At 64.7% G+C, this 23,004-nt stretch carries 25 protein-coding genes; 16 read left to right on the forward strand and 9 right to left on the reverse strand.

What is annotated here, in order from left to right:
- The first annotated feature begins 4 nt into the window (after positions 1-4).
- The 9 genes from AC1DE1_RS10965 to AC1DE1_RS11005 all read left to right on the forward strand — a co-directional run bounded on the left by AC1DE1_RS10965 (position 5) and on the right by AC1DE1_RS11005 (position 7,902).
- Complete coding sequence (locus tag AC1DE1_RS10965; protein WP_121878804.1) at positions 5-628, forward strand: GNAT family N-acetyltransferase; 624 nt, start codon at positions 5-7, stop codon at positions 626-628.
- Between the two features lie 8 nt (positions 629-636).
- Positions 637-1,416 carry a septum site-determining protein MinC gene (minC, locus tag AC1DE1_RS10970; protein ID WP_477176109.1) on the forward strand — a complete coding sequence of 260 codons (780 nt, stop codon included), beginning with the start codon at positions 637-639 and terminating at the stop codon, positions 1,414-1,416.
- Positions 1,417-1,459: 43 nt separating this feature from the next.
- Positions 1,460-2,275: a septum site-determining protein MinD gene (minD, locus tag AC1DE1_RS10975; protein ID WP_046970574.1), complete on the forward strand. Its 816-nt coding sequence runs from the start codon at positions 1,460-1,462 to the stop codon at positions 2,273-2,275.
- Positions 2,276-2,280: 5 nt separating this feature from the next.
- On the forward strand, positions 2,281-2,550 hold the full coding sequence (gene minE, locus AC1DE1_RS10980) for a cell division topological specificity factor MinE (RefSeq protein WP_441604201.1): 270 nt from the start codon (positions 2,281-2,283) through the stop codon (positions 2,548-2,550).
- A gap of 113 nt (positions 2,551-2,663) precedes the next feature.
- Entirely contained in the window at positions 2,664-3,134 is a 471-nt protein-coding gene (locus AC1DE1_RS10985; RefSeq protein WP_477176193.1) for a hypothetical protein, read from the forward strand.
- A gap of 90 nt (positions 3,135-3,224) precedes the next feature.
- Positions 3,225-4,595, forward strand: a complete 1,371-nt coding sequence (locus AC1DE1_RS10990; RefSeq protein WP_441604203.1) for an NfeD family protein — start codon at positions 3,225-3,227, stop codon at positions 4,593-4,595.
- Between the two features lie 23 nt (positions 4,596-4,618).
- The gene (locus AC1DE1_RS10995) at positions 4,619-5,368 is read left to right on the forward strand and encodes a slipin family protein (protein WP_477176108.1); all 750 of its coding nucleotides are present in this window, start codon (positions 4,619-4,621) and stop codon (positions 5,366-5,368) included.
- A gap of 144 nt (positions 5,369-5,512) precedes the next feature.
- Positions 5,513-6,772 carry a TIGR03862 family flavoprotein gene (locus AC1DE1_RS11000; protein ID WP_477179081.1) on the forward strand — a complete coding sequence of 420 codons (1,260 nt, stop codon included), beginning with the start codon at positions 5,513-5,515 and terminating at the stop codon, positions 6,770-6,772.
- A gap of 188 nt (positions 6,773-6,960) precedes the next feature.
- The gene (locus AC1DE1_RS11005) at positions 6,961-7,902 is read left to right on the forward strand and encodes an HDOD domain-containing protein (protein WP_441604206.1); all 942 of its coding nucleotides are present in this window, start codon (positions 6,961-6,963) and stop codon (positions 7,900-7,902) included.
- Between the two features lie 9 nt (positions 7,903-7,911).
- Here AC1DE1_RS11005 and AC1DE1_RS11010 read toward each other — a convergent pair whose 3' ends face one another.
- From AC1DE1_RS11010 to thpR, 7 genes are all read right to left on the reverse strand, one after another.
- The gene (locus AC1DE1_RS11010; protein WP_441604207.1) at positions 7,912-8,904 is read right to left on the reverse strand and encodes an LLM class flavin-dependent oxidoreductase; all 993 of its coding nucleotides are present in this window, start codon (positions 8,902-8,904) and stop codon (positions 7,912-7,914) included.
- 474 nt (positions 8,905-9,378) lie between these two features.
- Positions 9,379-10,554 (reverse strand): YncE family protein, encoded by a 1,176-nt coding sequence (locus AC1DE1_RS11015; RefSeq protein ID WP_477176106.1) that lies wholly within the window; start codon positions 10,552-10,554, stop codon positions 9,379-9,381.
- Positions 10,555-10,587: 33 nt separating this feature from the next.
- The gene (locus AC1DE1_RS11020; RefSeq protein WP_477176105.1) at positions 10,588-11,400 is read right to left on the reverse strand and encodes a creatininase family protein; all 813 of its coding nucleotides are present in this window, start codon (positions 11,398-11,400) and stop codon (positions 10,588-10,590) included.
- A gap of 182 nt (positions 11,401-11,582) precedes the next feature.
- Positions 11,583-11,795, reverse strand: coding sequence for an oxidoreductase-like domain-containing protein (locus AC1DE1_RS11025; RefSeq protein WP_477176104.1), 213 nt, complete (start codon positions 11,793-11,795; stop codon positions 11,583-11,585).
- A gap of 20 nt (positions 11,796-11,815) precedes the next feature.
- Positions 11,816-12,583 (reverse strand): class I SAM-dependent methyltransferase, encoded by a 768-nt coding sequence (locus AC1DE1_RS11030; RefSeq protein ID WP_441604211.1) that lies wholly within the window; start codon positions 12,581-12,583, stop codon positions 11,816-11,818.
- Between the two features lie 94 nt (positions 12,584-12,677).
- Positions 12,678-14,075 (reverse strand): M20/M25/M40 family metallo-hydrolase, encoded by a 1,398-nt coding sequence (locus tag AC1DE1_RS11035; protein WP_477176103.1) that lies wholly within the window; start codon positions 14,073-14,075, stop codon positions 12,678-12,680.
- Positions 14,076-14,162: 87 nt separating this feature from the next.
- Positions 14,163-14,759 (reverse strand): RNA 2',3'-cyclic phosphodiesterase, encoded by a 597-nt coding sequence (thpR, locus tag AC1DE1_RS11040; protein ID WP_477176102.1) that lies wholly within the window; start codon positions 14,757-14,759, stop codon positions 14,163-14,165.
- 151 nt (positions 14,760-14,910) lie between these two features.
- Here thpR and AC1DE1_RS11045 point away from each other — a divergent pair, with 151 nt between their 5' ends.
- From AC1DE1_RS11045 to AC1DE1_RS11055, 3 genes are all read left to right on the forward strand, one after another.
- A complete protein-coding gene (locus AC1DE1_RS11045; RefSeq protein ID WP_441604214.1) occupies positions 14,911-15,312 on the forward strand; it encodes an ExbD/TolR family protein in 402 nt (133 codons plus the stop codon).
- Positions 15,313-15,504: 192 nt separating this feature from the next.
- A complete protein-coding gene (locus tag AC1DE1_RS11050; protein ID WP_477179082.1) occupies positions 15,505-15,855 on the forward strand; it encodes a hypothetical protein in 351 nt (116 codons plus the stop codon).
- Positions 15,856-15,891: 36 nt separating this feature from the next.
- A complete protein-coding gene (locus tag AC1DE1_RS11055) occupies positions 15,892-16,449 on the forward strand; it encodes a Spy/CpxP family protein refolding chaperone (protein WP_477176101.1) in 558 nt (185 codons plus the stop codon).
- Between the two features lie 52 nt (positions 16,450-16,501).
- Here AC1DE1_RS11055 and AC1DE1_RS11060 read toward each other — a convergent pair whose 3' ends face one another.
- Complete coding sequence (locus AC1DE1_RS11060; RefSeq protein WP_477176100.1) at positions 16,502-17,119, reverse strand: 2'-5' RNA ligase family protein; 618 nt, start codon at positions 17,117-17,119, stop codon at positions 16,502-16,504.
- Between the two features lie 159 nt (positions 17,120-17,278).
- Here AC1DE1_RS11060 and AC1DE1_RS11065 point away from each other — a divergent pair, with 159 nt between their 5' ends.
- From AC1DE1_RS11065 to AC1DE1_RS11075, 3 genes are all read left to right on the forward strand, one after another.
- Positions 17,279-17,734, forward strand: a complete 456-nt coding sequence (locus AC1DE1_RS11065; RefSeq protein WP_477176099.1) for a hypothetical protein — start codon at positions 17,279-17,281, stop codon at positions 17,732-17,734.
- A gap of 111 nt (positions 17,735-17,845) precedes the next feature.
- The gene (locus AC1DE1_RS11070) at positions 17,846-19,366 is read left to right on the forward strand and encodes a tetratricopeptide repeat protein (protein WP_477176098.1); all 1,521 of its coding nucleotides are present in this window, start codon (positions 17,846-17,848) and stop codon (positions 19,364-19,366) included.
- A gap of 83 nt (positions 19,367-19,449) precedes the next feature.
- Positions 19,450-19,728, forward strand: coding sequence for a GIY-YIG nuclease family protein (locus AC1DE1_RS11075; RefSeq protein ID WP_477176097.1), 279 nt, complete (start codon positions 19,450-19,452; stop codon positions 19,726-19,728).
- 81 nt (positions 19,729-19,809) lie between these two features.
- Here the strand turns inward: AC1DE1_RS11075 and AC1DE1_RS11080 are convergent, their stop codons facing one another.
- Positions 19,810-22,116, reverse strand: a complete 2,307-nt coding sequence (locus AC1DE1_RS11080) for a transferrin receptor-like dimerization domain-containing protein (protein WP_477176096.1) — start codon at positions 22,114-22,116, stop codon at positions 19,810-19,812.
- 266 nt (positions 22,117-22,382) lie between these two features.
- On the opposite strand from AC1DE1_RS11080, the gene AC1DE1_RS11085 reads away from it, so the two are divergent.
- Positions 22,383-23,003, forward strand: coding sequence for a hypothetical protein (locus tag AC1DE1_RS11085; RefSeq protein ID WP_477176095.1), 621 nt, complete (start codon positions 22,383-22,385; stop codon positions 23,001-23,003).
- The last annotated feature ends 1 nt before the right edge of the window (position 23,004 follow it).

Here is a 23,004-nt window from a genome sequence, read left to right on the forward strand (position 1 = left end):
ACGAATGGCCCTTGCCATCCGCGACGTGCGAGAGCACGACCTGGATGCCGTACTGGCGCTCAACAACGCCGCCGGCCGCACCATCCTCGCCCTGGACACCGCACAGCTGCGCTATTTCTACGACCACGCGGACTATTTCCGGGTGGCCGAAATCGATGGCCATCTTGCCGGTTTCCTGGTCGCCTTCCGCGAAGGTCGGGACTATGACAGCCCCAACTATCGCTGGTTCTGTGAGCACTACCCGCAATTTGCCTATATCGACCGCATCGTCATCGCCAACGCCTACCGCCGCCACGGCCTGGGTCGCATTTTCTATTGCGACGTCACCAGCTATGCGGAAGTGCGCGTGCCGCTGCTGACCTGCGAAGTGTTCCTGGAGCCCCGCGACGACGTGGTGGTGCTGTTCCACGGCACCTACGGCTTCCAGGAAGTGGGCCAGCAGCGCATGGGCAGCGACGGTCCCCAGGTGAGCCTGCTCGCCAAGGACCTGCCCAGCTACGCCTTCGTGCGAGAAACCTATCTGGACCACGACGGCCTTCCCGATGTGCCGTGGCTGGCCGAACGCCAGCACCCGTCCTCCTCCCCCGATACCACCCGGCGCCGCCTCGCGGGAGAGCGCCGCCAGTGAATGCAAAGATGGATCAACAAGACGCCTGTGACCTGCGCTTCGGCCAGGTAGGCATCGCCAACGTGCGCATCAAGCGCGTGGACGCAGCGGCGCTGTGCGAAGAGCTGGAACGCCGCGTTCGCGCCGCGCCCCAACTGTTTGCCCGCGCCGCCGTGGTGCTGGATCTCAGTCACCTGATGAACCTGCCCGACGACGGCACGGTCGACGCGCTGCTCGAAGCCGTGCGCAGCGCCGGCATGCTGCCCGTGGGCCTGGCCTATGGCACCAGCGAAGTCGATGCGCTCTCCCAGCGCATGGGCTTGCCGCTGATCGCCAAGTTCCGCGCCGCGTATGAGCCCGCAGACGGTGGCAGCATTGCGCCGCCGGCGCCGCCTGCTGCCGCTGCCGCTGCCGCTGCCGAGCCCGTGCGTCGCGCGGAGCCTGTGCGACAGGAAGCCGAGCCTGCTGCGCCGGTCACCAACGCCGGTGCCCAGCACTACGAAGGCACGGTGCGCTCTGGCCAGCAGGTATATGCGCGCGACCGCGATCTCGTCGTCACCGGCGCCATCGCCAATGCTGCCGAGGTGATTGCCGACGGCAGCATCCATATCTACGGCAGTTTGCGCGGTCGTGCGATGGCCGGCGCACAGGGCGATGAGAAAGCGCGCATATACATTTCAGACTTCCGCGCGGAGCTGGTAGCTATCGCTGGCCACTATCGCGTGTTTGAACAAATTCCAAAGGACCTCGAAGGCCAGTCTGTGCGATGCTGGCTCGAAGGGGAAAAATTGCTGATCGCCAAGCTTTGACGATCAGTCATTACAACTACAAAAAACCATGCGGAGATGAGCCTTGACTGCTGAGATTATCGTTGTCACCTCGGGCAAGGGTGGCGTGGGCAAAACCACGACCAGTGCCTCGCTTGCCACGGGCCTCGCCATGGCCGGCAAGAAAGTCGCGGTGATCGATTTCGACGTCGGCCTGCGCAACCTCGACCTCATCATGGGCTGCGAGCGGCGCGTGGTGTACGACTTCGTCAACGTCGTGCACGGCGAAGCCACGCTCAAGCAGGCGCTGATCAAGGACAAGCGCTACGAGACCCTCTACGTGCTTGCCGCCAGCCAGACGCGCGACAAGGACGCGCTGACCCAGGAAGGCGTCGAGAAGGTGCTCGAAGACCTGGGCAAGGAAGGCTTCGATTACGTCGTGTGCGATTCGCCGGCCGGCATCGAAAAGGGTGCGCACCTGGCAATGTATTTCGCCGATCACGCCGTCGTGGTGGTGAACCCGGAAGTGTCCTCGGTACGCGATTCCGATCGCATCCTGGGCCTGCTCGCCAGCAAGACGCGCCGTGCCGAACGCGGCGACGGCGCGATCAAGCAGCACCTGCTGCTGACGCGCTACAACCCGGCCCGCGTGGCCGTGGGCGAAATGCTCAGCGTGAAGGACGTCGAGGAAATCCTCGGCATCAACGTGGTGGGCGTGATTCCCGAATCGGAAAACGTACTGGCCGCCTCCAACGCCGGCGTGCCGGTGATCCTGGACGACAACTCGTTTGCCGGCCAGGCATACAGCGACACGGTTGCCCGCATCCTTGGTGAAGAACGTGCCCTGCGCTTCCTCGAGGTGCCGAAGAAGGGCTTCTTCCAGCGCGTATTCGGAGGCTGATCGGCATGGGTATTCTTGATTTCCTGAAGCGCAAGCCGGAACCCACCGCTGGACTCGCCAAGGAGCGTCTTCGCATCATCGTGGCTCAGGAGCGCTCCACCCGCGGCGCTCCCGACTACCTGCCGTTGCTGCGCAACGAGCTGCTCGAAGTGATCAAGAAATACGTCCACGTCGACCTCGACGCCATCAACATCAATGTCGAGCGCGACAGCGGACACGAGATCCTCGAGCTCTCCGTGGCGCTGCCCGAGAACACGCCAGCCAAGTCGATCTGAGGTCGTGGCGCGGCACTGCCGCGCCACGCACTTCGCGATCTGCGTCGCCGCTGATTCGCGGCGACTCTTTCCCCATGCCAGTTCCCACCTCTCCTCCTGACGAAGCAAGCGTGATGCGCCTAGCCGAGATCGGCTTCGAGGCGCCTGCACGGCTGCTTGCGCGTTATGGGCTCGACCTGCAACGCGTGGATGTCGGCACGCCTATTCCCGGCAGCTTCTGGGGCGATGAGGAAGCCGGGATCATCGGCACGACGGTTTACGCACGCGACGACACGCCCGTGCATTCGTTGCTGCATGAAGCCGGTCATCTGATCGTGCTGCCGCCTGAGCGCCGCAGCGAGGTGCATACCGACGCCACCGATTCCGTAGCCGAGGAAGACGCCACCTGCTACCTGCAGATCGTGCTGGCGGATGAATTGCCCGGCGTGGGCCGCGAGCGCCTGATGGACGATATGAATGCCTGGGGCTATACGTTCCGGCTCGGCTCGGCCCAGGCCTGGTTCGGCGAGGATGCCGCCAATGCCCGGCAGTGGCTGGTGGAACACGGCCTGCTGAACCCGGACGGGCAGCCCGCGTTTAGCTGACCCAAGCGGGCCAAGCAAAACCTCCCGCTTATCTCACACCGAGACAACACCCGCTGGCGCAGTGTGATATCGCCAAACGGGAGACCGTGCGTGACACCATGGCTGAAGACAGCGGCCAGTGTGCTATGTGCCGCGATGCTGGCCTCAACCACGCTTGCCGGCGATGCCGCCGGTGGCTCGGCGCGTTCCGACGGTTTCGTGGCGCGCATCGAACTCAACGGCCCGATCGGCCCCGCCGCCGCGGAATACGTAGACACCTCTCTTCAACACGCCAGGCGCGACGGCGCAACGGCAGTGCTGATGCAACTGGACACCCCGGGTGGCCTGTCCGATTCGATGCGGCAGATCGTCGCCAGCATTCTTGCCTCCCCTCTTCCGGTAATTGGTTACGTGGCACCGGGCGGTGCCCGCGCCGCATCGGCAGGCACCTATATCCTCTATGCCTGCCCCATCGCCGCGATGGCGCCCGGCACGCATCTGGGTGCGGCCACGCCGGTATCGCTGGACGGCAGCGGCAAGCTTCCGCTGCCGTCGCCGGCGACATCCGCACCGGACGCAGCGCCACTGACGGGCGCCGATGCGGAATCCAACAAGGTGATCAACGACGCCAATGCCTTCATCCGATCGCTGGCGCAGCTCAACGGCCGTAATGCCGACTGGGCCAGCAAGGCCGTGCAAGGCGCGGCCACGCTGACCGCCGACGAAGCCCTGCAGAAGCATGTGGTGGATCTGGTGGCGCCCGATGCTTCATCGCTGCTCGCGCGCCTCGAAGGGCGTCGCGTGCACGTCGATGGCCAGGATGTCACGCTGCATCTGGCGGGGCTGCCCTTGCGCGACTATGCGCCGAACTGGCGCACGCATCTGTTGGGGCTGGTCACCCATCCCACCATCGCCTATCTGCTGCTGCTCGCCGGCATCTATGGCTTGGTGCTCGAGGCCTTCCATCCGGGCGTGCTGCTGCCGGGCGTGGCCGGGGCCATCTGCCTGCTGGTCGGGTTGTATGCCTTGCAGCTATTGCCGGTGAACTACGCCGGACTCGCCCTGATGATGCTCGGCGTATGCCTGGTGCTGGCGGAAGCCTTGATGCCATCGGTGGGCGCCATCGGCATCGGCGGCGTGCTCTCCTTCGTCATCGGCTCGATCATGCTGTTCGATGCCGGTGTGCCCGGTTACGCCGTGAACCTGGGCGTGATCGCCGGCATGGCGCTGGCTGGCGTGGTGGTGCTGGCGCTCTTGTTGCGCCTCGTCGCGCGCGCCCGCCACACGCGCAAGTTCAATGGCGACGAACGAATGCTGCTCAGCACCGGCGAATTGACCGAGCCGCTCGACGCGGCAGGCGATGGCTGGGCGCGCATCGGCGGCGAGCAATGGCGCGTGCATGGCGACGCCCCGCTGCCGGCCGGCTCACGTATCCGCGTGGTGGGGCGCGACGGCTTGCTGTTGCGCATCACCCGCGCCTGACATCGGCAACAAAGGAGAGGCTCATGTTTGGTTTCGTCGGCGTGATCGTGATCTGGGCTGTGGCGATGCTGTTCCTTTCGATCAAGGTGCTGCCCGAATACCAACGCGGTGTAGTGCTCACGCTGGGCCGCTACACCGGCACCAAGGGACCGGGACTGGTGATCCTGATTCCCATCGTCCAGCGCATGATGCGGGTGGATTTGCGCGTCACCGTGATGGACGTGCCGCCGCAGGACGTGATCTCCCGCGACAACGTCTCGGTGCGTGTCAATGCAGTGGTGTACTTCCGCGTGGTGGAACCGGACAAGGCGATGCTGCAGGTGGCGGATTTCTTCCAGGCCACCAGCCAGCTGGCGCAGACGCGTCTGCGCTCGGTGCTGGGCCAGCACGAGCTGGACGACATCCTCTCGCAGCGTGATTCGATCAACCACAGCCTGCAGCAGATCCTGGACGAAGCCACCGATCCCTGGGGCATCAAGGTCAGCAATGTCGAAATCAAGGATGTGGATCTCAACGAGACCATGGTTCGCGCGATTGCCCGCCAGGCGGAAGCGGAACGCGAGCGCCGCGCCAAGGTGATCCACGCAGAGGGCGAATTGCAGGCTGCCGAAAAACTGCGCGATGCCGCGGCGATGCTTTCGCAGCAACCGCAGGCGCTGCAGCTGCGCTACATGCAGACCATGTCGGACATGTCCAACAGCGGCAAGGCCTCGACTATTGTGTTTCCGCTGCCGCTGGATCTGTTGAGGCCGTTGCTGGGCCCGAACAGCTAAGCGCGTGACGTCTTTTGTGGGAGCGCACCCTGTGCGCGACTCAACCTTGCCCTGAGGCGAGGCCGGTCGCGCACAGGGTGCGCTCCCACAGGGGCGGGACTTGTGTGTCTGTACAATGCCCGGCCACCCATCATCCGCGCCGCCATGTCCAGCACGCCTACCCACGTTCGCCTCGCCGTCATCGGCGGAGGCCCTGCCGGCCTGATGGCGGCGGAAGCGGCGCATGCGGCGGGCGTGGCGGTGGATGTGTTCGACGCCAAGGGCTCGGTGGGACGCAAGTTCCTCATCGCCGGCAAGGGCGGCATGAACCTCACGCACGGCGAAGCCAAGCCGGATTTCGTGCAGCGCTACGGCAAGCGTGCGCGCGAAGTGGGGGCATGGCTTGAGGATTTCGATGCGGACGACTTGCGCGCCTGGGCACGCCAGCTGGGCGTGGAGACCTTTGTTGGCACGTCCGGTCGCGTGTTTCCCAGCGATCTGAAAGCCGCACCTCTGCTGCGCGGCTGGGTACGCCGCCTGCGCGAGGATGGCGTGCGCTTTCATGTGCACCACCGATGGCTGGGCTGGACGGATGACGGCTTGCTGCGCTTCGCCACGCCCGATGGCGAACATGCGGTGCGCGCCGATGCAGCGGTGCTTGCCATGGGCGGCGGCAGCTGGCCGGAACTGGGTTCGGAGGGTGCATGGCAGTCGCCGTTGCTTGCCCGCGGTGTCGATGTATCGCCCTTGGTGCCTTCCAACTGCGGCTTCGATATCGCCTGGAGCGAACATATCGCCGGTCGTCATGCCGGCGCACCGCTCAAGCCGGTAGTGATCCATCTGCGCGATGAGCATGGCCGCGAGCACGCGCGCCAGGGCGAATGCGTGATCACCGCCCACGGCATCGAAGGCAGCCTGATCTATGCTTTTTCCGCCTTGATCCGCGACGCCATCGCCGCGCACGGCCCCATCACCATCGAACTCGATCTTGCACCCGATCGCACGCTCGATCGCCTGCGCGCCGATCTGGCCAAGCCGCGCGGCAAACACTCCATGAGCGACCACTTGCGTCGCCAGACCGGGCTCACCGGGGTGAAGGCCGCGCTGCTGCACGAGGTGCTCGACCGGCAGCAATTCCACGATGTCGACACGCTGGCCCGCCGCATCAAGCGCCTGCCGCTGCGACTCACCCGCGCCCGTCCCATCGAAGAAGCCATCAGCAGCGGCGGCGGCGTGCGGCTGGAAGCGCTGGACCCGCAACTGATGCTCGCCGCCCTGCCCGGCGTGTTCTGTGCCGGCGAAATGCTAGACTGGGAGGCGCCCACCGGCGGCTACCTGCTCACGGCCTGCTTTGCCAGCGGCCGCCGCGCCGGACTCGGGGCGGCGGCATGGATCAAGCATTTGCCCCCAGCTGCCGATAACTGAGCAGAGCGTCGCAGCGCGGCACAGTCGCACTACATTTTTTCCGCCAGCTGCCGATACCCCCAGCGTAGCGGGGGCCACACAGGGGAGCTGGCAGCACGATGATGGGGAACTGGTGGCGGGTATTCGGGCGTGAGCGCGCGGCAGAACCAGCAGCGACGCGGCCGGCTGCGCCCGAGCCGGAACTCCCGGTGGAAACCAGCCTGCCCCACGGGATGGTCTCGGGCGATGAGCTCGCCGAGCGTTTTTTCCGCTTCATCCTCAACCAGCCGGTCAACGCCGGCGACAGCGCCAACAAGCCGCGCGAACAGGCCGTTCTCCAGCGCCTGAAGGACCAGTGCGAGAACGGCCGCTTCGACGTACGCAGTCTGCCGCGCATGCCAACGGTGCTGCCGCAGCTGATGCGCGCGATGAAGAACGACAAACTCAGCGGCGCCCAGCTGGCCGACCTGATCAAACGCGATCCGGTGCTGGTGGGCGAAGTCATGCGCGTCACCGGCAGCGTCACCTATCGCACCGCCCATCCGGTGGGCAGCCTGCAACACGCGGTGGTGCTGCTCGGCCAGATCGGCTTGCGCCACGTGGTGACGTCTTACGTGATGAAGCCCATCCTGATGGCCAGCGCCGGTGCCAACGGGCAGATCGTGGGCCAGCGTCTATGGGATCACGCCGAACGCTGCGCGCACGCGGCGGTGTATCTCAGCAAGGGCCAGTGCGACGCGTTCGAAGCCTATCTGGTGGCCCTGGTCGGCTATAGCGGCCTGGGCGCCGTGGCGCGTTTGCTGGATAAGGAATTGCAGAACAGCGAACTGCCCGCCAGCTCAACGGCCTTCATCGATGGCTGCGTGCAGCTCGCCGCCGAACTCACCGTGCAGGCAGGCCAGCATTGGGATCTGCCGCCGCCCGTGCAGGAAGCGCTGGTGGAACATTGCGAGCACGGCCATGCCGCGCTCACGCTGCCAATGAGTCGCGTGCTCTACGTCTCCCAGCGCCTGGCCATGAACCAGCTCCTCGCCGAACAAGGCCTGCTCGACAGCGAGGCTGGTTACAGCGAGGACCCGGTGGCCGCGTTTCCCGCGCAGCTGCTGGCGCGTTGCCAGCAGGATCTGCGCAGGAGTTTCGCGCCGGCCTGATCGGCGGCGTCAGCTCGACAGACGCTGCTTTACATCGGCCACGATGGCGTACGAGCGACAACGCGCCTCGTGATCGAACACGTTCGCGGTGATCATCAGCTCGTCCGGGCGATGGCGTTCGACAAACGATTCGATGCCCTGCTTCACCGTCTCGGCGCTGCCGATCACCGCGCAAGCGAGCGCATGCTCCACGCCGAATTTTTCGGTGGGCGTCCAGAAGTCTTCGATATTGTCGATCGGCGGCGGGATCAGGCCCGGGCGGCCACGACGCAGGTTGACGAAACTCTGCTGCTGGGTAGTGAACAGGCGCTTCGCTTCCTGGTCGCTTTCCGCCGCGACGATATTCACGCCGAGCATCGCGTACGGCGCGGCCAGGCGCGCCGAGGGACGGAAATCGCGGCGATACAGGGCCAGCGCATCGTCCATCGCGTCCGGCGCAAAGTGCGAGGCGAAGGCGAACGGCAAACCCATCGCAGCCGACAGGCGGGCGCTGAACAAGCTCGAGCCCAGCAGCCACACCGGCACATTGATGCCGGCACCGGGCACGGCGCGCACGGGTTGATGGGGTGTCGCCGGCTCGAAATACGCCAGCAATTCAGCCACGTCCTGCGGGAACTGCTCGGCGCTATCGAAGTAACGGCGCAGTGCACGTGCAGTCGCGTGATCGGTTCCAGGCGCGCGTCCCAAGCCAAGATCGATGCGTCCCGGATAGAGCGACGCCAAGGTGCCGAACTGCTCAGCCACCTGGAGCGGCGCATGGTTGGGCAACATGATGCCGCCCGCGCCAACACGTATGGTCGAGGTCCCACCCGCCACGTGACCGATCAGCACGGCGGTGGCCGCGCTGGCGATGCCTGGCATGTTGTGGTGCTCGGCCAGCCAATAGCGGTGGTAGCCAAGCGCCTCGGCGCGACGGGCCAGATCCAGCGTGTTGGCGAAGGCCTGGGTGGTATCGCTGCCTTCGGTGACCGGTGCCAGATCGAGGACGGAGAACGGAATCATGGGGCTTCCTCATGCGGGAAGCCCCGATATTGGGGACGCTGTCCCCAATTGCCAGTGAGGCCGACCGACGTCTCAGCCCATTCGCCAGTTGCGCTCCTCGACGCGACCGCAGCGGCTGCATTCGCGGCGACCGGGTTCCGGCCGAGCCCATTGATGCTTGAAAACACGGCATAAAAGCCGTTCGAGCCACTGCTTCCCCTTCATGCCCACTCCCTGAATCGCATGCCAAAACGTGCTCTACGTCACAATTTAACAGTGGCATTCAGAAAAGGCGATAACAGCCGCATGACAGTTGGAAACTCGCCGTGTTTGACGCAAGTGCTCGCACCGGCCTGACTTTTTTTCAGGCCGGTGCGGTCAACAACGACGGGAGACAGGTGTGGAACGCAGCATCGACGTCCGCGCGGTCAATCGACTCCCGCTGCGGTTGAAGGACGGCAGCGGGATCGCGCGCCTATGCCAGCGCGCTCATGCTCAGCGCATGATGCCCGTGTGGCCCAGCGAGTAACGGCCCGGCTGCGGCCATACGGCGAGACCGTGCGGCTCCTGGCCCACCTTGATCTTGCGGATCTGGCCCGTGGCGGTGTCGATCGCATAGACCTCGTCGTCGAAGCGACCCGACAGCCACAGCGTCTTGCCATCGGCGCTCACATTGCCCATGTCCGGGCTGCCGCCACCGGGGATCGGCCAGTTGGCCACCACCTTCTGCGAGGCGAAGTCGATCACCGACACGCTGCCCTTGCCGCCGCGCGGACCGTGCACCTTGTTGGAGCCGCGGTTGGCGACATACAGCTTGGTGCCGTCGCGGCTCGGGTACAGGCCATGCGTGCCCACGCCGGTCTTGACGAAGCCCACCTGCTTGAAGCTGGCGCCGTCGATCAGGTACACGCCATCGGCCATCATGTCGGCGACGTAGAAGGTCTTGCCGTCCGGGGACGAGCGGATGTCCTGCGGCATGCCCTTCTTGGACAGGTCCAGGTAACCGAGCACCTTGCGGTTGACCATGTCGATCTTCACCAGCTTGCCGGTGAACTCGCAGGTGAAGATGGCATAGCTGCCGTCGATGGCGAAGTCGGCGTGGTTGATGCCCTTGCAGTCCGGCGCGCTGAGGCTGGAATGTTCCTTCATGCTGTGAGCATCGCGGAAATCCAGGCGCGCGAACGCTTCGGCAACGACGATGGCTTCCTTGCCGTCCGGCGTGAAGTACATGTTGTACGGATCGTCCACTGGCACGGCCGTGCCCGGCTTGCCGGTAGCCGCGTCGATCGGCGTAAGGCTGCCGGTCTTCTTGCGCTCGGCATTGTTGGTGACCCACAGCGTGCGCAGATCCCACGACGGCACGACGTGCTGCGGGCCCTCGCCCACCTTGAACTTGTCCACCACCTTGTAGGTGGCCGGATCGATCACGTAGACATCGTTCGAACGCAGGTTGGGCACGTAGATGCGCGCCGGGTCGTTCTTCACGGCGGCGCTGAGGTGATTGAGCCCCGCTTCGCTGTACATGTTGGCGGCGTTCACCACCGGCGGCATGCCAGGGACGGTGGTGACGGACGAAGCCGCCAGGGCAGTGCCGGCCAGGCACGCAGCGGCAAGCGCAAACGGTGCCAGGCGGAGCAGACGGGAGGAACGCAGGGATTTAGCGATGGCCATGGCTCACAACTTAGGTCGGGTGATTCGGGGAGGTCAGTGCGCCTGCGTGTCGCGACGCAGGGCATTCACTGTATTTACCACAATAGCATTCACGCCCAGCTGACCGAGGTCAGCCGCGGAGCGGCGCGGGTCGCCGCCATACACGCCATCGGCGGCGCCCAGCTTGGGGCCATCCTGCAACTGGCCAAGGCGCACCATCTGCGGGGCCACGGCAAGCTGCAGGGACGTATCGGCCAAACCGGCGTGCGTGCCGATCTCGTCATCCTTGATGCCGTGCTGGCGAAGGATCTGGTTGAAACCCTCCGATGAGGTGGCGTAGTACTCCGGCGGCACGATGACGCGCGCCTTGCCGCCCCAGGTTTTGTTCAACTTGGCGGCGACGCGGTCCAGATCCTTCAGATAGCCGCCGTGGTCGCCCAGCAGGACGATGTTGCGGAAGCCATGCACGGCAAAGCTTTGCGCGGCCGATTCCAGCATCTGCTCGAACACGGCATCGGGGATGGTGATGGTGCCGGGGAAACGCATATGCGAACTGGGTGGCGCGGTGCCACCTTCGGGCACGTAGGTCACCACGGGCGCCACCAGCGCATTGCCCAGGCGTTCGGCGATCTTCTGCGAGAGGAAAGCTGCGCGTGCATTGTGCTTGCCCACGGCGATGTACGGACCACTCTGCTCGGTGCCGCCGATGGGAATGATGATGGTGGTCTTGCCGGCCTGGACCTGGTCGCGAATTTCGGTCCAGGTGAGGTCTTGCAGCTGCACGGTGTGCGGCGTCTGGGCGAAGGCGGCGTGGGCGCTCAGCAACAGCAGCCCGCAGGCAAGGGTTCGCAACGACGGGAAAGGCATCGGATGGTCCTGAAAAGCAGGCGCCAAGTGTAGAACGCCCCCCTGTGGGAGCGCACCCTGTGCGCGACAGCAACCTATCAGCGCCCCCGCCCGTCGATCATCGCCAGGCGAATGATCAACACTGAGGCAGTCGCGCACAGGGTGCGCTCCCACAACAGTACGGCCTCGCGGTACCGCGACAATCAGTCGGGCGAATGCAGCGGATGCCGCTCTTTCCACGCGGTCAGGGCCTCGCGGTACTTGCCCATGGCTTCATCGTAGAAATCGAAGATGCACGGCACGCAGCCCTGGCCGCAGCAGTCTTCGTCGTCGGGGCGTTGCGGCGGGGTGGGCGGTGGATCGACGGAGGGCGCGCTGGCACCCTCCGTTACGGTGGTTTGCTGTAAATCAGTCAAATCGTAAGTACCGCTCAGAGTCAGCCGGGCTTGCGGAAACGATAGACGAACTGGTCGGTATGACCACGGATCGACTTGTCGAATACCTTGATGTTGTGCGGGTCTTTGGGATTGCGCAGCACGTCGCTTTCGCCGTCGAACACAAAGCCCACGGACTCGACCTGCTTCTTGACGATGGCCGGATCGATGCGATGCAAGGTGTCGGTGTCGCGCATCCCCGAACCGGCTTCGGCAACGTGATCGACCACCACGAACAGGCCGCCGGGCTTGAGCGAATCGAACACCTGCTTGTCGAAGGTCACCGGATCGACGTTGCCCATGAACTTGTCCGGGTAGTCGTGGTAGTTCTGCGACGTGAAGACGAGGTCAACCTTGACCGGCGTCTTGAACTCCTTGGCCGGCACCATCAGTACACCGACATTGGCGTAATGCGGGTTGGCTACCAGCGCTTTGGAAGCCTGCACATCCGACTGCGCTTCCTTGCCGTATTCGTTGGGCCACACGGCGAAGACCTTGCCCTGGGGGCCGACCACGCCGCTGAACACGCGCGTGAAGTAACCGCTGCCGGGAATCAGGTCGACGACCGACTGGCCCGGCTTGACCTCGGCGAAGGCCATCAGATCGGCGATCTTGCGGCGATCATCGTTGACGGTGTCGTCCTTGCGCGCGGGATCGTTGACCGCGGCGGTGACGTACGAGGGGACCTCGGCTGGCGCCGGCGGGGTCGCCAGCGCCGCGGTGACAGGGAAAGCAAGAGCTACCAGCACTGCAAGGACGGTCGGACGCATGACGAACTCCGTTTTCAGTTGGGTATTGGGGGCGCTAGTTTGCGCCCCCTCAGCATAAACCGCTGCAGGAGTTTCGGCACGGTCCCAGGTCGCGTTATTTGCCGACCGCCGGACCCGCCAACGTGGTGAGCAGCACGTGCCAATAGGTCACGTCGTCATAGAACGACTTCACCGGCACGCGCTCGTTGAGGCCATGCGCGAACGCGTCGCTGTTCTTCATGAACATGCCGTTCACGCCATAGGTCGGGATGCCTGCTGCGCGGAAGTAGATGCCATCGGTGGCGCCCGATTCCTGCACCGGCGTGATCGCCACGCCCGGACGAATGGCATGCACCGCCTTGGTCACGGCCGCAACCACATCCGGACGCAGCGGCGAGGCATCGCTGGAAACCGCCTTGCCGATCAGGTTGACCTCTACCTTGGAACCCACCTGATCGGCCAGCGTCTTGCGCACCGTCTCGATGGACACGCCAGGGAAGATGCGGCAGTTGATATTGGCGGTGGCCGATTGCGGCAAAGCATTATCGGCGTGACCACCGCGCAGCATGGTGGCGACGCAGGTGGTCCGCGTCTTGCCCACTTCAGCAGGATCGGCCGCCAGCACGCTCGCTGCGTTGGCGTCATGCGGGTCCTTGGCGAAGTCGCGCATGGCCTGCCCCACTTTGCCTTGCGTGGTCGCCCCGAGTGCCTTGAACGAAGCGATGGTCGTGTCGTTCCACATCACCGGAAACTGATAGCCCTGCACTTTCTTCAGCGCGTCCGCCAGTTCATAGATGGCGTTGTCGGCACGCGGCAGCGAACTGTGACCGCCTGCGTTGCGCGTGGTGAGTTCGAAATCCGCATAGGCTTTTTCAGCGGTTTGCAGGCCGAACACCAGCGGCTTGCCGTCTTCACCGAGCTCGCCGCCGCCGGCATCCGTATTGAGTGCGAACTCCGCATCGACCAGGTCGCGATGGTTCTTCACCAGGTCGTCCATGGTGTCCTGCGAGGTTTCCTCATCGCCCGTGTAGACGATGATGAGGTCGCGCGTGGGCACGAAGCCGGCCTTCTTGAGCTGGATGAAGTTCGCCGCAAGCACGGTGACGCCGCTCTTGATGTCTTCGGTGCCGCGCCCGTAGAAATAACCGTTTTCTTCGATCAGCTTGAACGGGTCGCGCTGCCAGTCTTCCGGCTTGGCGGTGACCACGTCCATATGCGCCATCAGCGCGATGGGCTTGCCGCCGGTGCCGTTGCCGCGATAACGCACCACCATCGCCGCCGTCTCGCCGTGCGGAATGATATGGATATCCGCATCGGGGAAACCGGCGGCGCGGAACTGATCGGCGAGGTAGTTCGCCATCACCGGCACCTGCCCCTGCCCGATCTCCGTCTTGAACGCGATGAGGTGACTGAAGATGTCGCGCGCCTGCGCCTGGTTGGCGTTCGGCGCGGCAGCCATGACGGGAAGCGCGACCGAGCAGGTCAGCACAGTAGCGAGCAAGGGTTTCAACATGGGCAACTCACCGGCGTCGGAAGGAGCCGTGAGTATGTCGTGTTACCCGGCCGCACGGCATCCTGCGGCGCGCCATGGCCCCGTGGGCTACGGTGCCTGGAACCGCCAGGCGTCCAAGATCCGGTAGTCGCCGCCGCCAACGACACTGTGCACCAACGAAAAACCTTCCACGCGCCAGCTGATCGGCGCGATCGCCATGGGCTCTGGCAGGCGGCCCCGGCTATAGGCAAAGGTCACATGCGGGGTGAACTGGCGCGACAGGTGTCGCCCCAGGCCGGCCAGCGACAACGTCTGTTGGAGGTCATTCCACAGTCGCTGCAGGCCTTCGGGCATGTGCGAGCAGCGCAGCACGCAAGGTGGTTCGCGACCATGGAAGGCCGCCGCCGAATCCAGCACCAGCTCAAAGGGCTGGGCCCGCACCTTGGCCGCGGCCGCCATCGCCGCCTTGGCGATGTCTTCGCGCAACATTGGGTGATCGCCAAGGAAATGCAGCGTGGCGTGATAGCGCGACGAGCGGATCATGCGTGCATGCAGATGCTGCTCGGCAGCCACGCGAGAGGCAGCGGCCTCGATGCGTTGAGCCACGGCAGTGTCCGGCATCAGGGCGAAGAACAGGCGGTGGACTTGCGGCGGGGTGTGGCCACCCAGCAGGTCAGGCTGGTGATCAGAAGATGAGCGGTTCATGCAGACACGACGTGGGGCTAGCGGTACACGATACCGCACACGACGGCCCTACTTGCGCGACACCCGGCCGTCGGGAGTAATCTGGTCCCGCCGGCTCATCCCCAGATCCGGCGTCCCACATCGATGCCATTCACGCGGTTAAGGAGGAAGTATGGCTTTCTCTGCACGTGTTTCCGATGCTCCGCTCGCCCAGATCAACGTGACGCCACTGGTGGATGTGCTGCTGGTGCTGCTGGTCATCACGATGATCACCTCGCCCGTACTCACCCACAAGTTGAAACTCGACCTGCCGCAGCCGGGCCGCAGCAACCACGCCGCGACGTCCGAAGCGGTACGGTTGTCGATCCAGGTGGACGGCTCGATGACCTGGAACGATGTGCCGATCGATGCCGCGATGCTGTCATCGCAACTGGCGATCGCCGCGCACCAGGGCGAACCGCCGCGGCTGCAGCTTGATCCCGCCGATGGTGCGCCCTATCAGTCCGTGGCCAGCGTGATCTCGGCGGCCAAACGTGCAGGCCTGGAGAAGATCGACTTCGTTTCCACGCGCTAGCATCAACACCGGCGAGGACGTTGCGGCGTCCTCGTCGCTGTCGTGACAACGCAAATGTCACGCGGCAGCGACATAGGCAAACCGTTCCCAAAGTCGTATGAAAATGCGGTGACGTATTGTGCTGGCGTGCACATGGCCAGACCTACGCTTCCCACGTGCGACACCACCGCCGCACGGCCGGAGGGAACGTAGATGAAACACCACTCGTCCATCGCACTACATCACAAGCTTGCCGCCGCCGCGATGGCTGTGGCCTGGATGGCGCTGCCGCTGCCGGCGCTGGCGCAGTACCACCATGGCCCGCTGCCGCATTACGACCACCACGATTATCACAGTCATTACGACAATCACTACGACTATCACCATGACCACTACGACCATTACGACAATGGCGGAGCCGTGGTTGCCGGCGCCCTGCTCGGCGTGGCCGCAGGCGTAGCGATCTCCAACGCCAATACGCCGCAGCCGCCGCCGACGGTGATTTACACCTCGCCGCCGCCACCGCCGCCGCCGGGTGTCGTCTATTACAACGACGGCTACTAGAACGCTGCCGCCATCCACTGCACAGGAACTCCGACGATGAAAACCACTCTTCGCAGTTTGACCCTGCCGGCGCTGGTGTCCTTTGCGCTGGTGGCCGCTCCCGCATGGGCGCAACAAGCCGCACCAACCACCGCGCCTGCCGCGCAGAAATTGCCCACGGCCACGCCGCCGGGTGCGCAGGACCATGGGCAGAAACACGCTGATGCGGTCGAGCGGCGCATCGCTGACCTGCACGCGCAACTGAAGATCACCGACCAGCAGGCCAAGCCCTGGGACGCCTTCGCGCAGACCATGCGCGACAACGCACGCAAGGCCGACGAGGCGTTCCGCGAACGCGCGCAGAAGCTGCCGACCATGAGCGCTGCCGACGCCATGAAGTCCTATGCCGATCTCACCGAGACGCATGCGGACAATATGAAGAAGCTCTCTTCCTCCTTCAGCGATCTGTATAGCGCGCTCTCGCCTGAGCAAAAGCAGATTGCCGATGCGATGTATCGCAACCCGGGCGGCGGCCCGAAGGGCGCCGGCCCTCACAAGGGCGGCAAGGCGAGCAAGAGCGTACCGGCTGGGGCTTCTTCAAGCGCGCATAGCTGATCCACCGCTGCACCAACGAGGCGCGGCACGGCGATCGTCGTGCCGCGCTTTTCTATTGCGCGCTGCGGGCGGGTTCCTGTGCATCTTCGAGCGCAACACGGCGAACGCATTGCAATGGCCCAAGTTGATCGCGAGCGTCGTAGGTGACGTACTGGAGCTCGCTGGCCTGCAGCGAGGGAGGTGGCGCCGCGACATCATCCAGCCGTTGCCGCAGTTCAGCCACAGATACGCAGCGGCGATACAAACCCAGGGTGATGTGCGCGACATAGGGCGACTGCCTGATTTCGGCGCTGCATTCCCCCAGGACACCCCGCCACGTCGCCAGTCGTCCCATGGGATCGCCCACGGGAATGAAGGCAGCGCTGGCGAAGCTGTCCACTCTTGCGAGAGGCAGGCTGCACGCGACACCTGCGTCTGCCTCAAGCAGAGCCAACTGCTGCCCGAGCCGTTGCAGGGGAAAATCGTCGTCGCGCTCTCCTTCGCCGTGAAAGCCGCAGACGAATACCGTCAGATGCGCCTGTCGACGCGGGCTCGGATGCAGCAAGTCCGCCAACTGGTTGCGCGCGACCCGGATGTACTCGAGCAGTTCCGTATCGACCACGGGAACGATCCAGACGCCGTAGCGCAGGCGCCCCCGGCGCCAATGCGGGTAGTCGCGCAAATCGGCCACCAGGGTTTGGGCGGGTGCTGCCGTGGAGTCGGAAAACAACATGGATCGATGCTATCGATTTCGCCCGGTTGGTAGTGGCCGGCGACCCTGCAAAGAGTCATGTCGCCCGCCGGCCTGTATGCGTTTAGAGTAGCGGCGCCAGACGCCACGGAGAACACCATGACTCGCTCGCGTCATCCCCTGCTCGCAGCCATCCTCTGGGGTGGCCTGGTCGCCGGCACGCTGGACATCGGCGCCGCCTCGCTCATCAGCGGTTTCAGCCCCGTCGTGATCCTCAAATACATCGCAGCCGGCTTGCTCGGCAAGGGCGCGCTCGCAGGCGGCCCAACGGAAGCGGCGCTGGGCATGCTGCTGCAATGGGCCATGTCGCTGGTGATCGCAGCCGTGTTCGTGCTGCTCGTGGGCCGCCGCGTGGCCGCCACGCGGCAGTGGCCCATCTGGGGCATAGCCTACGGTGCGGTGGTGTTTGCGGTGATGAATTACGTGGTCGTGCCATTGTCCGCCTTGCACAAGGTGCCGCACTTCAGCGTCTTCAGCTTCGTGGCCAACCTCGCGGCGATGCTGCTGTTCGGCTGGATCATCGCCCTGTTCGCCAGGACCCGGCTTTCCCCTTGATGGCTGCGGCCTCCCACGACGGTGGCCAGCGCACTTAGAGGACGGCTCTTGCGGAGTCGCCACGTCCCTCGTCTTCGGGCACACTTGCCGTTGACACCGGGGGGAGTCTTCATGCGCAAAACAGCCGTCTTCTGCACGCTGCTGGCCATCGCCAGTGGCGCCTCAGCATCCACCACCAGCAAGCCGCCGGCACCGCCCGTCAGCACCGCCCAGAGTACCGATGCCGCGAAGGAAAACCTGCGCGTCGCCATGATCTACATCGGCAGCAACAATCTGAAAGCCGCCACGCAGGCGGTCGACCAGGTACTGCAGCAAGAGGACTTCGAGCGATTGCCGGAAAAGATTCGCTATGCCGCCCAGCTGATGGCTGGCGCCATTGCCGAGGAGCAGGGCGAGCACAAGAAGGCCTATGGGTATCTGGTGCGCGCGACCGCCCTGCCTGAAGCCGACGGCGAGGCCTGGTTCACCCGACTGAGCAGTGCCTATGCACTCAAGGACTATGCCGATAGCGCCGTCTGCGTCACGACGATTGCGCAGCGATGGCCGGACAAACTCGGTGACATCAACGAGCGCGCCGTGATCACCATCGAACGTGAGTTGATGGATGGCAACCATGCTTCGCAGCGACTCGCTTATTTGCAGGCGCTATTCGATGCGCGATGGAAAGACTCGGACGGCGAGCCCAACGAGTTATGGCAGGACCTCGCCACGCTCCAGCTGGCCAATGGCCACACCAGGCAGGCGGCAGCAGCGGCCGCACGCATCGACTCGGCCCGCACCGTGCTGTCCATGCGCGTGGACAAACGCTTCGATGCGCTGACTCGCGCCGATCAGAAGCACTACGACGTCGATCGCATGCTGGCCCGTGAAATCGACAGCGCGCGGGCACAGCTGCAGTCCACTCCACACAAGCTTCGTCCGACGGTGCGCCTGCAATCGCTGCTGCTGAGCGCTCGGAGCTACGACGAAGTGTTGGCGCTCGCCGATGCGGTGATCGCCAAGACGCAGGATGGCAACGGCAGCGCGACCTACGAGGATTTCGACAAGCAGTACATCTGGCTGCTCGACGAACGCTCGCGTGCACTGGCCCGACTCGGGCGTTGGGACGAGGCGGTGGAACAGTGGCAGCGTGCCGCCCGCCGCCCCGAAGACGGCGGCATGAACGTGAGCCAGATCATCAACCTTGGCCAGTTGTATGCCGACCTGAAGCGTCCCGGCGAAGCACTCAGCACCGTGCAGGAGCTGGGCAGCATGAGCCCCTATGGGCGCATGCAATTGGAGATCGTGCGACTGGAAGCGGCCATCGTCCAACAGGACCAGGCGGCCATCAGCATGCATTTGACCTATATGCGCGAGCACCGCAAGGACGCCATCACCACCTGGCAGGCGGCATTGTTGCTGAGCAACCATCTGGACGAGGCGGCCGACCTGCTGATCGAACGCCTCAAGAACGAGGAATGGCGAAGCCAGGCGCTCGACGATATGCAGATATATGCCGACATCCGCACCACGCCCATGGACACCGAACGTCTGCGGCGATGGCGCGATGTGATTGCGCGTCCCCAGGTGCAGAACGTGCTTGCGGGCGTCGGCCGGGTGGAAACCTTCCATCTGGATCCCACCGAAACCTGATGGCCCTGCGTCGCCGGGGCTCGACCGCCCCGGCGCCATGCACGTAGGATGACGTGCCGGCGTTGCCCACGAATGCAGACCTCATGCCCCGCTCCACAGGCCCCTGGCTTCTCTACCTGATCGAATGCCGTGACGGCACCTACTACGCCGGCATCACCAACGATCTTGAGGCGCGCTACCAGGCGCACGTGAGCGGCAAGGGCGCGCGCTATACGCGTTCGCACCCTCCGCTGCGCTTGATCGGTTCCCGCGTCTTTGAAAATCGCGCGGCAGCGTCGCGCGCGGAATGGGAAATCAAGCAGCTGCCCAGGCACAAAAAGATCGGCTATCTGGACGGCGCAGCTGTCGCTCCATCCGTGTAGGAGCGCACCCTGTGCGCGACCGCCGCCTGGAGGGCGGCCGCTTTGCCGGGTGGTCGCGCACAAGTGCGCTCCTACAGGGGGTTACGACTTCTTCAGCATCGCGGTGATTTTGTCCAGCTGTTCGCGGTAGCCATCCAAAATCTTGGCGGTGGTCTGCGCGTACTGGTTGGCCTCCTCCCAGCGACGTCCCTCGATCGCCTCGCGCACGCCAGGTACCGTTTTCACGCCATAGCCGGTGAGCATGCCCGGCGCGTAGATCATGTGGCGGAACCAGGGACGCGCCGGCAGACCGGCAGCGCTGGTGAGCGACTGCTCCATCTTCCCCATCAACGCATTGAGCTGCTGCTGTTGAGCGGCGGGCAGGTTGAAGCCGGACGCTGCGCGCTGGCTGTAGGCGGCTTCGAAGGCCTGTGCGCTCTTTCTCAGCTTGCGCGTCGCATCGTCCAGCGGTGCGAGTTTGATCTCCGGCACATCGCTATCGCGCTCAGGCGCCAGCTGCGGCCGGGTGGGATCGGATACCAGTGCATAGGCATGCTTGTCCAGCAACTGATGTTGCTGCTCGGTGTCCTTGCGCGTATCGGCGACCAGTTGATGCAACTGCTCGACATAGCGATTGAGCGTGTCGCTGAAGTCCTCAAAGCGCATCGGCAGCACGGTGGCGTCCGCGGTGCGCAGCACGATATGACCTGCGACCTTGGACAGCGCCACGCCGTACTGGAAATCGGGATCGCCGAAGCGCACGTAGTGATCGAAGGAGTCGTACGCCGAGTGATAGACGCCCTCGTTGTCTTCCTCGCCGCTGAAGCCCAGGTCCAGCGATGCAATGCCCAGGTGTTCGAGGAAGGCGCTGTAATCGGAACCCGAACCAAGCGCACTGATCGGCACGTCGCCACCGGCCGCGGCGAGCTTGGCGGCCTCCTTGGTTTCGGGCTTGGCGTCTTTGGCGGCGCCGCTGACCATCATGTGCGCACGCATGCGTTCGAGCACGCTGCCCTTGGTCTCCGGATCGGTCACGCCTGCAGCCACCTGGTTCACCAGATGCTGGTAGGAATGGCTGCCGCCGGCATCGAGAAAACCGCGGCTGTTGGTATCGGAGTTGAGATAGAGCACGGCCTTGCGCTGCAACTCGTCGGCATGGGTTTCCGCCCATTCGGTGGAACCGAGCAGGCCGGCTTCTTCACCGTCCCAGCTTGCATAGACCAGGGTGCGCTGCGGCCGCCAGCCCTGCTTGTAGAGCGCGCCGATGGCCTTGGCTTCGGCCAGCAGGGCGACATTTCCTGCCAGCGGATCCCAGGCGCCGAACACCCAACCGTCGTGATGGTTGCCGCGCACGATCCAGCGATCGGGCTCGGTGGAACCCTTGATGGTGGCGATCACGTCGTATACCGGCTTCTGGCCCCAATCGGACTGCACCGTCAAATGCACCGGCGCCGTACTCGGCCCCATGTGATAGGTGATCGGCAGCGAACCGCGCCATCCGCCCGGCGCCACCGGTCCGCTGAGTGATTTCAGCAGCGGCGTGGCATCGGCATAGGAAATCGGCAGCACCGGAATCTTGAGGATGGTCTTCGCTTCGCTCAGCGACAGACGCTTGGCATCGTCGGTGGAACCGATGCCGGGGGTGAGAGGATCGCCCGGATACTGCTGCATGTCGGCCACCGAGCCGCGCTGCACGCCATCTTCCGGACGCCAGCCGCCCTGCGGATAGGTATCGCCGGCCGCATAGCCGTCCTCATGCGGATCGGAATAGATCAGGCAGCCCACGGCGCCGTGTTCCTGCGCCAGTTTGGGCTTGAGGCCGCGCCAACCCGCACCGTAGCGCGCAATGACGATCTTCCCGCGCACGTCGATGCCACGGCGGGCGAGGTCCTTGTAGTCGTCGGGCATGCCGTAGTTCACGTAGACCAGCGGCGCGCTCACATCGCCGTCGCCGCCATAGACGTTGTACGGCGGCAGCACGCCGTCCTTGATGCTGGAGGTGGCATCGCCTGCCACTGCCGGCTCGTGCAGCTTGGCGGTGAACGGGTGCGGGCCCTTCAGTTCCAGCGCCACTTTCCTGGGCGTGGGATAGAGCACGTTGAAGGTTTCGATATGGGCGTCCCAGCCCCACTCCTTGAACTTGGCCAGCATGAATTCCGCATTGGCCTTGTCGTGCGGCGATCCCACCTGGTTGGGAGCAGAGGACATCTGCTTGAGCCACTCGCGCTGGTCGGCCGGATCGAGCAAGGCATCGAAGCGTTGCTCCAGGCTCTTCTGGGCCGCCGCGCCGTCGCTGGTGAAGCCCAACAGGCCGGCGTCCTCATGGCCAGCGCCATCGGCACCCAGGGCGCTGCCCATGCAAGCCAGCAGGCAGGCCGTCAGCAACGGCCGTAGCGTCAAACGGGTCATGCGTTTCTCTCCCCAGCGGTGGCACAGTGAATACGCGGCGCTCTCTCGCCGCGTGGACGTTCAATGTTGTCGTGGCACTTATACCTTGAGGCCGTGGACAACCGTCTAGGACAAAGGTCATGGATCGGCCGTGCGCGTCTGGCCATGGCAATCGAAAAGGATCCGCCCCAAGCCTCCGGACCACTGAAGTTTGGCGCCCAGGCGCCGATAAACACCGTGTCACCCCGGCAACGGCGTGAAACCAACCCCTTTCTGGCGGGACACCCATGCTGCAGACCGCGCCCAACATCCCGTATCTCAAAGCCGCATGGGCAGCCTTCGCCGGCATCAGCGGCGCCAACGCCAAGCAGAGCTACGAGGCGGCGGGCCTGAGCTTCACCCGCATCAATCACTCCACCCTGGTGCGCAAGAACGAGGTGCAGGTCTCCACCATGCCCGTTCACTACACGCGGCATGAGCTGCGCGTGGGTTTCCTTGGCCGCATCGAGAATGAAGTGCGCAAGGCCGTCAACGAGATGGATGCCGTGTTCTACGGCGAGCTGTGCCTGCCCGATGGCCACCACCTGGTGATCGAGCTGGAGGAATGTCTGCGCTTGCTGCGCCGCCGTGGCAACCGCTCGCTGTCCATCCTGATCGAACCCGATGGCTCGGCGCCGCTGGCCGCGTGCATGCGGGTGGAGATGCGGGTGTTCCTCGATGCGCCGCGCGCCTGCCTGTTTGCCAACGCCGCGGGTCCCACCACCCAGGGCTGGGTCGACCTGCTCGAGGAAGCCCCCAAGCGCGCCCGCGCGCCGCGCGCCAACCACTACGCCGAGCTCGCTCACCTGATCAGCGTCACGCTCAACGACGCCTTCGCCTCGTTTCCGCGAACCCAGTTGGCCGCCTAAG

This window comes from Dyella sp. 05T440 (assembly GCF_056395965.1).

What these genes read in the sequence shown, in the direction of transcription:
- minE (WP_441604201.1), top strand. Translation starts at nt 2,281, where the DNA reads ATGGGTATTCTTGATTTCCTGAAGCGCAAGCCGGAACCCACCGCTGGA.
- AC1DE1_RS11020 (WP_477176105.1), bottom strand. Translation starts at nt 11,400, where the DNA reads ATGCCTTTCCCGTCGTTGCGAACCCTTGCCTGCGGGCTGCTGTTGCTG.
- AC1DE1_RS11070 (WP_477176098.1), top strand. Translation starts at nt 17,846, where the DNA reads ATGCGCAAAACAGCCGTCTTCTGCACGCTGCTGGCCATCGCCAGTGGC.
- AC1DE1_RS10965 (WP_121878804.1), top strand. Translation starts at nt 5, where the DNA reads ATGGCCCTTGCCATCCGCGACGTGCGAGAGCACGACCTGGATGCCGTA.
- AC1DE1_RS11080 (WP_477176096.1), bottom strand. Translation starts at nt 22,116, where the DNA reads ATGACCCGTTTGACGCTACGGCCGTTGCTGACGGCCTGCCTGCTGGCT.
- thpR (WP_477176102.1), bottom strand. Translation starts at nt 14,759, where the DNA reads ATGAACCGCTCATCTTCTGATCACCAGCCTGACCTGCTGGGTGGCCAC.
- AC1DE1_RS11010 (WP_441604207.1), bottom strand. Translation starts at nt 8,904, where the DNA reads ATGATTCCGTTCTCCGTCCTCGATCTGGCACCGGTCACCGAAGGCAGC.
- AC1DE1_RS11045 (WP_441604214.1), top strand. Translation starts at nt 14,911, where the DNA reads ATGGCTTTCTCTGCACGTGTTTCCGATGCTCCGCTCGCCCAGATCAAC.
- AC1DE1_RS11030 (WP_441604211.1), bottom strand. Translation starts at nt 12,583, where the DNA reads ATGCGTCCGACCGTCCTTGCAGTGCTGGTAGCTCTTGCTTTCCCTGTC.
- AC1DE1_RS11000 (WP_477179081.1), top strand. Translation starts at nt 5,513, where the DNA reads ATGTCCAGCACGCCTACCCACGTTCGCCTCGCCGTCATCGGCGGAGGC.
- AC1DE1_RS11035 (WP_477176103.1), bottom strand. Translation starts at nt 14,075, where the DNA reads ATGTTGAAACCCTTGCTCGCTACTGTGCTGACCTGCTCGGTCGCGCTT.
- AC1DE1_RS11055 (WP_477176101.1), top strand. Translation starts at nt 15,892, where the DNA reads ATGAAAACCACTCTTCGCAGTTTGACCCTGCCGGCGCTGGTGTCCTTT.
- minC (WP_477176109.1), top strand. Translation starts at nt 637, where the DNA reads ATGGATCAACAAGACGCCTGTGACCTGCGCTTCGGCCAGGTAGGCATC.
- AC1DE1_RS10985 (WP_477176193.1), top strand. Translation starts at nt 2,664, where the DNA reads ATGCGCCTAGCCGAGATCGGCTTCGAGGCGCCTGCACGGCTGCTTGCG.
- AC1DE1_RS11085 (WP_477176095.1), top strand. Translation starts at nt 22,383, where the DNA reads ATGCTGCAGACCGCGCCCAACATCCCGTATCTCAAAGCCGCATGGGCA.
- AC1DE1_RS11075 (WP_477176097.1), top strand. Translation starts at nt 19,450, where the DNA reads ATGCCCCGCTCCACAGGCCCCTGGCTTCTCTACCTGATCGAATGCCGT.
- AC1DE1_RS11015 (WP_477176106.1), bottom strand. Translation starts at nt 10,554, where the DNA reads ATGGCCATCGCTAAATCCCTGCGTTCCTCCCGTCTGCTCCGCCTGGCA.
- AC1DE1_RS10995 (WP_477176108.1), top strand. Translation starts at nt 4,619, where the DNA reads ATGTTTGGTTTCGTCGGCGTGATCGTGATCTGGGCTGTGGCGATGCTG.
- AC1DE1_RS11050 (WP_477179082.1), top strand. Translation starts at nt 15,505, where the DNA reads ATGAAACACCACTCGTCCATCGCACTACATCACAAGCTTGCCGCCGCC.
- AC1DE1_RS11065 (WP_477176099.1), top strand. Translation starts at nt 17,279, where the DNA reads ATGACTCGCTCGCGTCATCCCCTGCTCGCAGCCATCCTCTGGGGTGGC.